The 8,790-nt window shown below is 31.9% G+C and carries 6 protein-coding genes and 1 pseudogene; all 7 read right to left on the minus strand.

Annotated elements, in window-relative coordinates; all coding sequences use genetic code 11:
• A pseudogene (locus AB2369_RS08505) lies at positions 1-454 on the minus strand (bifunctional phosphoribosylaminoimidazolecarboxamide formyltransferase/IMP cyclohydrolase); the annotation flags it as partial.
• A gap of 23 nt (positions 455-477) precedes the next feature.
• Entirely contained in the window at positions 478-1,080 is a 603-nt protein-coding gene (gene purN / locus AB2369_RS08510; RefSeq protein WP_367666053.1) for a phosphoribosylglycinamide formyltransferase, read from the minus strand.
• Positions 1,068-2,066 carry a phosphoribosylformylglycinamidine cyclo-ligase gene (purM, locus tag AB2369_RS08515; RefSeq protein WP_367666054.1) on the minus strand — a complete coding sequence of 333 codons (999 nt, stop codon included), beginning with the start codon at positions 2,064-2,066 and terminating at the stop codon, positions 1,068-1,070. Before purM ends, purN begins: the two co-directional genes overlap by 13 nt.
• An 11-nt stretch (positions 2,067-2,077) precedes the next feature.
• Positions 2,078-3,493 carry an amidophosphoribosyltransferase gene (purF, locus tag AB2369_RS08520; protein WP_367666055.1) on the minus strand — a complete coding sequence of 472 codons (1,416 nt, stop codon included), beginning with the start codon at positions 3,491-3,493 and terminating at the stop codon, positions 2,078-2,080.
• Between the two features lie 21 nt (positions 3,494-3,514).
• Positions 3,515-4,216 carry a phosphoribosylaminoimidazolesuccinocarboxamide synthase gene (purC, locus tag AB2369_RS08525; protein ID WP_367666056.1) on the minus strand — a complete coding sequence of 234 codons (702 nt, stop codon included), beginning with the start codon at positions 4,214-4,216 and terminating at the stop codon, positions 3,515-3,517.
• Between the two features lie 26 nt (positions 4,217-4,242).
• Complete coding sequence (purE, locus tag AB2369_RS08530; RefSeq protein WP_367666057.1) at positions 4,243-4,719, minus strand: 5-(carboxyamino)imidazole ribonucleotide mutase; 477 nt, start codon at positions 4,717-4,719, stop codon at positions 4,243-4,245.
• A gap of 153 nt (positions 4,720-4,872) precedes the next feature.
• Complete coding sequence (locus AB2369_RS08535) at positions 4,873-8,634, minus strand: phosphoribosylformylglycinamidine synthase (RefSeq protein WP_367666058.1); 3,762 nt, start codon at positions 8,632-8,634, stop codon at positions 4,873-4,875.
• Positions 8,635-8,790: the final 156 nt, after the last annotated feature.

The following is an 8,790-nucleotide window of genomic DNA, read 5'->3' on the forward strand; positions in this document are numbered from 1 at the left end:
CCTTTAAATAATCTTTTTTATCACTAAGAACAACTACGTCTTTAAAATTCTTTGCTGCTGATCTTAGCATACTAGGTCCACCTATATCAATAAACTCTATTTTTTCTTCAAAGGATAGATCTTCCTTTACCTTTTCAAAGAATGGATAAAGATTAACAACTACATAATCTATGGTATTTATATTATTTTCTTTTAAGGTATCCATGTGATTTTTATTATCCCTTATGGCAAGGATTCCTCCATGAATTATTGGGTTCAGAGTTTTTACCCTTCCATCTAACATCTCTTTAAATTTTGTAATCTCACTTACCTCTATAACCTCTATTCCATTATCTTTTAAATATTTATAAGTTCCTCCTGTAGATATTATCTCTACATCCTTACTTTCTAAAAACTTAGCAAATTCTAATATTCCTTCCTTATCATAAAGGCTTATTAAAGCTCTTTTTTTCATCTAAATCACTCCTTAAAAGAAAGTTATTTAAGTATTTCTACTCTTTTATCTCTTATTCTAATTTTGTTTTCTGATATAAGTTTAATGGCTTTAGGGAGTATACAATGTTCTTTTTCCATAACCTTTCTTTGAAGCCCTTCCTCATTGTCATTAAAGTCTACCTCTACAGTATCTTGAAGAATTATTGCCCCTTCATCTATATTTTCATTAACAAAATGTACAGTACACCCACTTACTTTTATTCCATTTTTAATAACTGCTCTATGGACATTAATACCATACATACCTTTTCCACAAAAACTAGGTATTAATGAAGGGTGGATATTTATAATTTTATCTTTAAAAACCTTAAGTACATCTCCCTTTAATATGGATAAAAATCCTGCAAGGACAATTAAATCCACTTTTCCTTTTGTAAGTTTTAGTACTTCATCTCCTATAGTTTCCCTATAACTCTTTTTATCTATAACATAGGTTTTTATATTATTTTCCTCTGCTCTTTTAAGTCCATAGGCACTTTCATTGTCACTTATAACCATTTCTATTTCTACATTTAAATCCTTATTATCTATTATGGCTTGAAGATTACTTCCTCCCCCTGATATTAATACTGCTATTTTAAACATATTCCTTCTCCTCCACAGGTTATATATCCTATTTCATAGGCTTCTTCTCCTATGGATTTAAGTTCTTTTAACACCTTAGTTTTTATATCCTTATCAACACAAAGTATAAACCCTATTCCCATATTAAAGGTGTTATACATATGGTCTTCTTCTATTCCAAAACTTTTAATATAGTTAAATATAGGAGGAATTTTATAAGAATTTTTATTTATCACTGCAGTATACCCCTTAGGTAACATTCTTGGAACATTTTCTATAAATCCCCCTCCAGTTATATGGCTCATAGCTTTTATATCAAACTTTTCTAAAAGTCTTAGTATTGGTTTTACATAAATTCTAGTAGGAATTAATAATTCTTCTCCTATGGCTTTTCCATTGAAGTTTTCTTCATAATTATTTATAAGCTTTCTAACTAAAGAGTATCCATTGGAATGTAATCCTGAGGAAGGTAGTCCTATAAGAATATCCCCTTCCTTAACGCCCTTACCATTTATAATCTTCTCTTTATCTACAATACCAACTGCAAATCCTGCAATATCATACTCTCCTTCTCTATAAAACCCTGGCATTTCAGCAGTTTCTCCTCCAATTAAGGCTGCTTCACTTTCTATACACCCTTTAGAAACTCCATATACAATACTACTGGCGATGCTGGCATTAAGCTTTCCACAGGCAATATAGTCTAGGAAAAATAATGGCTTTGCTCCATGGCACAATATATCATTAACACTCATAGCAACACAGTCAATGCCTACTGTGTCATATTTATTCATTCTAAATGCTATTTCAAGCTTAGTTCCTACTCCATCTGTTCCTGAAACTAAAACTGGTTTTTCATAACCACTAGGTAATTCTAACATGCCACCAAAACTTCCTATATCATTTAAAACCAAGTTTGTCATAGTCTTACTAGCGTATTCTTTTATGAGCTTTACTGCACTATATCCCTCTTCTATGTTAACTCCTGCATCCTTATAAGTAATCATTAAATTCACCTCTAATTATTATTCTCTTCTATAATTTCACTAGGTGGTACCATAGGATACTCTCCATTAAAGCATCCAAGACAAAATCCTTTATCCTTTCCAAAGGATTCTAAAAGTCCCTCCATGGTTATATAAGCTAAAGTATCTGCTCCTATATTAAGCCCTATATGCTCCACTTCTTTAGTGGCACCTATAAGTTCACTTCTATAAGGTGTATCTATTCCAAAATAGCAAGGATATTTAACCACAGGTGAGGACACTCTAAAATGTACCTCCTTAGCTCCTGCCCTTTTTAAAATATCAACTAGTCTTTTAGAAGTGGTACCTCTAACTATGGAATCATCTATTACCACAACTCTTTTATCTTTTATAACAGACTTTAAAGGATTTAATTTTACTGTTACAGTCTTTTCACGTAGCTCTTGTGAAGGAGCTATAAAGGATCTTCCTACATATTTATTTTTTATAAACCCTATTTCAAAAGGTATCCCTGACGCCTTAGAAAATCCCATAGCCGCCGGTACCCCTGAGTCTGGTACCCCAATGACTATATCAGCCTCCACTGGAGATTCCTTATAAAGAATTTCTCCAGCCTTAACCCTAGATTCATAAACATTAATATTGTCTATTACAGAGTCTGGTCTTGCAAAATATATATATTCAAAAGAACAGGTTTCACATCTGGTTTTCTCTGAATAACTTAGACTTTTAATACCATTATCATCTATTATTACAATTTCTCCAGGTTTTACATCGCGTATAAACTCTGCTCCTACTGTATCTAAAGCTGCACTTTCCGAGGATAAAATATAGGTATCATTTAGCTTCCCTATGCAAAGAGGTCTAATTCCATTGTAGTCCCTAACTCCTATAAGTTTATCTTCTGCAAGCATCACTATAGCAAATGAACCTTTTACTGCCTGTAGTGTACTAAATATAGCTCTTTCTAATCCTTTTTTTGCATATCTTGCAATGAGTCCTAATATAACTTCTGAATCTATTGACGTTTGAAATATAAATCCTGAATCCTCTAAAAGTTCTTTTATAGCCTCTGCATTAACTAAATTTCCATTATGAGCTATGGCAGTATTTCCAAGCTTTCCTTGAGTTAAAAGAGGCTGTGCATTCTCTTTGCAACTGTCTCCCGCAGTAGAATATCTTACATGTCCAATGGCAGCTTTTCCATTTAGATTTTTTAAGGTAGTTTCCTTAAAAACTTCTGTAACTAAGCCCATGTCTTTTTTGCAAATTATTTTTTCTTCATTAAGGACAGCTATACCTGCACTTTCCTCTCCCCTATGTTGAAGAGCATATAACCCATAGTAGGTTAATGCTGCTACATCCAAGTTATCCTTAGAATATACTCCAAATACTCCACATTCTTCTTTAAACTTGTCCAGTTCCATGTCTAAAATAGGACCTCTCATAATTTCAATTCCTTTCTTTAATTATCCGATTCTATTTAATATTTCTTCGTAGGCTTCCTTAACACTTCCCATATCACGTCTAAATCTATCCTTATCTAGTTTCTCATTGGTAGTACCATCCCAAAACCTACAGGTATCTGGTGATATTTCATCTGCTAGTAATATTTCTCCATTAAATCTACCAAACTCCAATTTAAAATCTATAAGCTTTATGTTCTCCTTAATAAAGAATTCTTTTAATATTCTGTTTACTCTTCTTGTAATTTCATATATTTTATCCAATTCATCAAAGGTTGTAAGTCCTATAGCCACTGCATGATAATCGTTTATTAAAGGATCTCCTAGATCATCATTTTTATAGCAAATTTCATAAACTGTATTTTTAAGTTCATACCCTTCTTTGAGTCCCAATCTCTTTGCCATACTGCCAGCAGCTACATTTCTTGTAATTACTTCTATAGGCACTATCTCAACCTTTCTGCAAAGCTGCTCTCTTTCATTTAATCTTTTTATAAAGTGAGTAGGTATTCCCTCTTTTTCTAATAATGCAAATAATTTAGATGTTATAATATTGTTTAACTCACCCTTACTATCTATTTGACCTTTTTTTTCTCCGTTAAAAGCTGTAGCATCATCCTTATAATAAACTATAACCTTATCTTCATCTTCACATCTAAATATTTTCTTAGCTTTTCCTTCATATAACATTTCTTTTCTTTCCATAATTCCCTCTCCTTATTCTTTAATATTTATAAACAAACACTTTCATTTTCTTCTATAAATTTTTTCTTCATATTTTTTCTAAATTCTATAAGCTTCTCTTGAAGGTCCTTATATTTTACTCCTAGAATTTCTATAGCTAAGATACCTGCATTATAGCTATTATTAATTCCTACAGTGGCAACTGGTATGGACTTTGGCATTTGAACAATGGAATAAAGAGAATCTACCCCTTCTAACGCTGCCTTTATAGGAACTCCTATCACCGGTAATATACTATGAGAAGCTATAACCCCTGGAAGATGAGCTGCAAGTCCTGCTCCTGCTATTATCACTTCATAGCCTTCATTCTCTATATGATCTAGTGTTTCTATAAGTTTTTCTGGAACTCTATGTGCAGATAATATAAAGGCTTTGTATTCTACTTCAAACTCTTTTAAAGCATTAGCCGCTCCCTTCATAACCTCAGTATCTGATTTACTACCAAAGAATATTGCTACTTTCATATAATCTCCTCCAATAAACTTAATGTTGCTTAGAATTTACATAAAAAATCTACATTCTTATATTAAAGTTAAATGAATCTATAAAATGCTAATTAATATTTGAAAAGCCACCTCTACTAAGCCTTATAACACTAATACAATGCTATTTTATAATTACTTAGTAAAATAACTTACCCCAGATTTGAATATTTTATCATCAAAATTTCCTTCTATATTTTTATAGAGATTCTCCCCAATTCTTTCACTATGTCCCATTTTCCCAAGAACTCTACCACAAGGACTAGTTATTCCTTCTATACCATATATGGATCCATTAGGATTATGAGGTATATTTAAATCCATTCTTCCCTTAGAGTCCACATATTGAGTTGAAACTTGACCATTTTTTATAAGGTTCTTAACTAAAGTTTCTGGCGCCACAAACCTTCCTTCTCCATGGGATACCACCGTATTATGAATATCATTAATATTTACTTCGCTATACCAAGGTGATAACTTTGAAACTACTTTTGTTTTAACTATAGAACTTACATGTCTTCCTATGGTATTATAGGTTAAAGTAGCCATATCTTTTTCTATATCTACTATTTCCCCATAAGGTACAAGCCCTAGCTTTATAAGAGCTTGAAAGCCGTTACATATTCCAAGAATTAAACCATCCCTCTTGTTTAAAAGCTCCATTACAGCTTCTTTAAGATATGGATTTCTAAAAGCTGTAGCTATAAACTTTCCTGAACCATCAGGTTCATCTCCTGCACTAAAGCCACCAGAGAGCATAAGTATTTCACTATTTTTTATTTCCTTACTTAAAGCTTCCACTGACTCTCTTAGAAGGTGTTTATTTATATTCTTAAATAACACTTCCTTAATCTCTGCTCCTTCTCTCTCAAAAGCTCTAGTAGAATCCCACTCACAATTAGTTCCTGGAAACACTGGTATTACCACTCTTGGTTTAGGCTTTTTTATACCTATTGAATATCTCTGTATATTCTCATTAAGTTCACCCTTATTAATTAATTCCTCATTGAATATCCCTTTGCTTTTTTTATCTTCTATAGGAAAGATATCTTCCATGGGACTTGTCCATAAGTTAATAAGTTCATTTAAATTCATATAGTTTTCCTTATATATAATTGCCTCTTCCTTAGTTGTACTTCCTATTATCCTATAGTCTATATCTTCTAATAATCCTAAATCTTCTTTATCTATCTCTATTAATAAGGAGCCATATCCTTCTTTAAATAATTCTTCTTTTATTTCTTCATTTATAATAACTCCTATTTTATTTCCAAAGGACATCTTACATATTCCTTCTATTAGCCCTCCATGCCTTAAAGAGAAGGCACTTAAAATCTTTTTATTTTCTATAAGATCTGAAGCTTTATTTAGCATATTACTAAATTTATGAAAATCTATCATCCCCATGTGATCTTTTTCAATCTGCAGATTTACAAGAAGAGTATTATGCTTTTTTATTTCTGGACTTATTATGTTTTTTGCCTTCTCTAAAGCCATAGCAAAGGATACTAAAGTAGGTGGTACATTTAAGTTTTCAAAGGTTCCTGACATAGAATCCTTTCCTCCTATAGCAGCAATACCTAACTTCTTCTGAGCGTACAAGGCTCCAAGAAGGGCACTTAAGGGTTTTCCCCACTTTTCTTTATCTTCTCCTAACTTTTCAAAGTATTCTTGGAAGGTTAGATAAATCTTTGAGTATTTTCCTCCCATGGCAACTATCCTTGAAGCGCTTTCTATAACTGCATATAACCCTCCATGAAAAGGACTAAAACTACTTATATAAGGGTTGTATCCAAAGGTCATTAATGTGGCATCCTTACTTTCACCTTTAAATACATCTACTTTACTTGCCATACCTTCTATAGGAGTTAGCTGATATTTTCCACCAAAAGGCATTAAAACTGTATTACTTCCTATGGTAGAATCAAAATTCTCTACAAGTCCTTTCTTAGAACATATATTTATATCAGTTAATACCTTTCTTACATCCTCTTTAAAATCTCCACTGTATATATTTATATTAAAATAATTTTCCTCTTCCCTAGGTGCTTTAATAAAAGCTTCCCTATATATTTTTGCTCCATTAGTATTTAAAAACTCTCTATCTATATCCACAATGGTCTCTTTTTCAAAAAACATCCTTACTCTATTTAAGCTGGTTACTTCTCCTACCTTAGTAGCCTCTAAGTTTTCTTCTAAAGCTAGAGATATAAACCTTTCATAGTCTTTATTATCTACCACCACTGCCATTCTCTCTTGGGATTCAGATATTGCAATTTCAAGTCCGTTTAACCCACCATATTTTTTAGGTACTAAATCTAAATATATATCCACCCCATCTGCTAGTTCTCCTATGGCAACGGATACTCCCCCTGCTCCAAAATCATTACACTTTTTTATCATTGTTGAAACCATTTTATTTCTAAAAAATCTTTGAAGTTTTCTTTCTGTAGGTGCATTACCCTTTTGAACTTCTGCCCCAGATTTTACTACTGAATCTTCATCATGTCCTTTTGATGATCCTGTGGCACCTCCACATCCATCCCTTCCCGTTCTTCCACCTATTAGAATTATTACATCCTTATTACTTGGAGTTTCTCTTTTTACATTTTTTCTAGGTACTGATCCTATTACGGCTCCTATTTCCATTCTCTTTGCTATAAAGCCTTCATGATATATTTCCTCTACAAAACCAGTAGCTAATCCTATTTGGTTTCCATAGGATGAGTATCCTTTTGCAGCTCCCTTAGTTATAACCCTTTGAGGAAGCTTTCCCTTTAATGTTTTTTCAATAGGAATTCTAGGATCTCCACTACCTGTTATTCTCATAGCTTGGTAAACATAAGCTCTCCCTGATAAAGGATCCCTTATTGCTCCCCCAAGGCAGGTAGCTGCCCCTCCAAAAGGTTCTATCTCTGTTGGATGGTTATGTGTTTCATTTTTAAATAGTATTAAGTACTCTTCTATTCCATTATCCGTCTCTATGTTTGCCTTTATTGTACATGCATTTATCTCATCACTTTCGTCTAAGCCTTTAAGTAATCCCCTTTTCTTCAGTTCCTTTCCAGCTATAGTTGCTATATCCATAAGAGTTATATCTCTATTATCTTTGTTATAAACATAGTTTCTAGATTTTTTATATTCTTCTAATCCAATGGTTATTGGCTCACTTAAAGAGCCTTCTTCTATTTCTATATTATTTATAGATGTGAAAAAAGTTGTATGTCTACAATGATCTGACCAATAGGTATCTATTACCTTTATTTCAGTTAAGGTTGGATTTCTATTTTCTTTTTTAAAGTATTCGTTGCAAAGATTTAAATCCTCTAGGGTCATAGCAAGGGAAAGGTTTTTATGAAGATTTATTATTTCTTCTTTGTTCATATTTGTAAAACCCTCTATAGGTCCTATATCCTCTCTCTTTAAAATCTCTTCTTCTTCCTCTAAAAAATTTAAAGAGCCTTCTTTTGAATCTACAGGGTTTATATAATATTCTTTTACTCTTTTTAAGTCTTCTGTTTCTATATTTTTTATTGCAATTATTTTGCTACAAGACACATTACAGGTATTTCCCATAGTTAAAAGTTCTATACACTGCATAGCAGCATCTGCTCTTTGATCATATTGACCTTTTAGATACTCTACTACAAATGCCTTATATCCTTCTAGATTAATACTATCTTTATAAAGGTTGTCTACAGTTTTTTCAGAAAAAATTGTACGGCTAGATAATTCTAACATTTCATCATTTAAATTAGATATTATATATCTATTTATTATTCTAACTTCATCTAATCTTATATTTAAGTTTTCAATTATATCCTCTTTTAATTTTTCTCCCTCTATATTAAGATCTGGGATTTTTTCTACATAAATTACCTTATTCACCACAACCATCCTCTCTAAATATTAAATTCTAAAAGCAATTAAAGAGATTTAAAATCTTTAATCTCTATACTTCTCTTAATTTCATTAATAAATTTTTAGATTCTAATAATGGATTTTTAATATGTCCTTCTCTTGAAAACCCATAAACCAACTCGAATGTTTTTA

Origin of the sequence: Clostridium sp., assembly GCF_040797585.1 — a bacterium.
In the GTDB taxonomy this organism is placed as follows: domain Bacteria; phylum Bacillota; class Clostridia; order Clostridiales; family Clostridiaceae; genus Clostridium_Z.